Genomic DNA, 2,371 nt, shown 5'->3' with positions numbered 1-2,371 from the left:
GTCCAACGTTCCGAACGTTGGACTCGCCGGTCGCGAGCGTTGGACTCGCGGGTTCCGAGCGTTGGACTCGCGGGTTCCGAGCGTTGGACTCGCGGTTATTCGCGGGTGGTGTAGGTGTCCAGTGCGGTCAGGCGGACGTCCGGGTCCGCGTGCTCGCGCAGGCCCGTGACGAACGTGCGCCAGTGCCGCGGCCAGCCCGCCTCCGGGCCGGCCTGGCTCGCGATCGCCAGGCCCAGCAGCGGCGCGGTGGACGTGGCCAGCTCGTACAGGTGCGTCTGTGGCAGCTTGGCCACCCGCCCGCGCAGCCGCCGCCGTACCGCCCCGTGCGCGAGCCAGGCCCACCGCGGCGCGTCCGCGAGCTCCGTCACCCGCCGCAGCCGCGCCACCCCATCGCCGTCCGGCTCGAACGGGACCGCGGTGACCGCCAGCTCGATCATCGGGCCACGCAGTGTGGGGTCGGCCGCGAGGGCGCCGGCCAGCGCCGCGGCCACCGTACGCAGGCTCGGGGCCTCGTCGGCGTTCCGCCGGACCAGACCGGCGACGGCCTGGACCCGCTGGCGCGCCGGAAGATCGCGGTCGGCCGTCGGTTGCGGGTCCGAAGTGGACAGCAAGCGGGCGACGGCCGCGACGAGCGGTGCCGGGTCCTCGGTGGCCGTGCAGCCGGCGACCAGCGCGGCCAGGGCCTCGCGCCAGCTCGCCGTGTTCGCGAGGTCGGCCACCCGTCCGACGAGCATCTCCGTGCCCGCCTCGTCCCACCGTGCCCAGCGCGCCAGCGTCGCGAGGCCGAGCCGGGCGGTGTCCGGCTCCGGCGCGTCCGCGACGGTGTGCACCAGCGACGCGTACCGCGTGCGGTGCCGGGGCGCGAGCGTGTGCGGGTCCAGGTCGAGCACGGCCGTGGCGACCGCGTGCTCGGCCGACGCGGCCGCATCGAGCAGCGGCCAGGCGTCCGGCAGGCACCACCGCGCCGCCGAGACCACGGCCCGCCGCACGTCGCGGTGCTGGTCCGGCTCGTGCCACACCGAGGCGAGCGTCGCCGCCGCGTCCGGCGCGTGCTGCACGGCCAGCAGCCGCACGGCCTCCTTCCGCGAGGTCACCTTCCGGCTGGCGAGCGCCGCGTGCAGGGCCGACCCGAGCCGGGCCGGCGGCACGAACCGGGCGCACCGGGAGGCCGCGTAGACCGCCACCCGCGCCCGGTCGGTGTCCGCGTGCGCCAGCAGCTCGTCCAGGACCTCGGCCGGCTCGTCGGTCCACGCCAGCGCGGCCAGCGCGGCCTCGGCGACCGCGAGATCCGCATCCTCGACATAGGACCGCAGCCGCTCGGCGGTGCCCGGGACCCGGCCCAGCTGGCGTACCGCGTTGACCCGTTCCCACGTGTTCCGCGTCCGGCGCGGGGCGGCCGTCTTCGCCAGCAGGGTCGCGTACGCCGCGTGCTGGCGGGGCAGCCAGCGGTCGAAGCAGCCGGCGAACCGCGGCACGAACCGCACGCCCCGCTTGAGGAACCGGCCGTGCAGGGGCTTGGTGAACACCTCGTCCAGCAGGTCCGTGCGGCGGAAGCCGATGCCGCCGCACACGATCGGGAACGTGATCGTCGACCGGTCCGCGCGGAACACCTCGCCGATCCGCTCGTCACGCGTCGCGGGCGGGGCCAGCCACAGCTCGATGGCCCGCCGCACGACGTGGTCGTCGGAGGCCCGCCGCGCCTGGTCGAGCAGCGCCTGCAGACCGGTCATGTCCCACGCGCGCCGGTGCAGGCCGCGGGCGAGCGCCAGGGTGACCTCGAACCGCCCGCGCCGCGCGTCCGCGTCCAACCGTGGCCGCAGGGCCTCGAACACCTGGTGCTCGCCGCCTCGGGGCAGCTCGCGGTCCAGTGCGTGCAGGTCCAGCCACGGCCGCTCGTCGCCGAGCCGGGCGAACGCCTCCAGGCCGACCTCGACCAGCGCCGGCTGCCCGCTCAGCGCGCCGTGCCGGATCAGCCGGGAGATCAGCGTGCGCACGCTGGACTGCGTCTGCCACGAGCAGTCCCTGGCCCCTACGGCGTCGGTCATGAGTTTGAGCAGGTCCGGCGCGTCGGCCGGGCGGAACAGCCGCGGCGGCACCTCGGCCAGCGCGCGAAACGCCGCCGCCCGGACCGGGTCCTGCTCGTTGCGCAGCCGGTTGCACGACCCCAGCAGCTCGGTGAGAGTCTCCTGGTCGCGGCTGACGGCGCCGGCGCGGATGAGGCAGGTGTACCCCTCGGCCCGCTCCTCGGCGGTGGACCGGCGGGTCGCGTCGAGCAGCGTCTCCCGCGCCACCGGCCACGGCAGCCGGGCGGTCACCGCGAGCCGGGTGCCGGCGTCGTCGGCGACCCGGCGCAGGGTGAGCAGCCGCTCGG

Annotated in this window: 1 protein-coding gene; it reads right to left on the bottom strand. The window is 76.6% G+C overall.

The annotated features are described in order from the left end of the window. Positions 1–95 precede the first annotated feature (95 nt). Positions 96–2,371: hypothetical protein (locus ACRDTB_RS37990; RefSeq protein WP_431437119.1), on the bottom strand; the 2,276-nt coding region annotated here is incomplete at its 5' end.

Source organism: Actinophytocola sp., assembly GCF_050699935.1.
Taxonomy (GTDB): Bacteria; Actinomycetota; Actinomycetes; order Mycobacteriales; family Pseudonocardiaceae; genus Actinophytocola.
The sequence above is the reverse complement of the archived record's forward strand: the minus strand, read 5'-3'. Positions and strand labels throughout refer to the sequence as shown.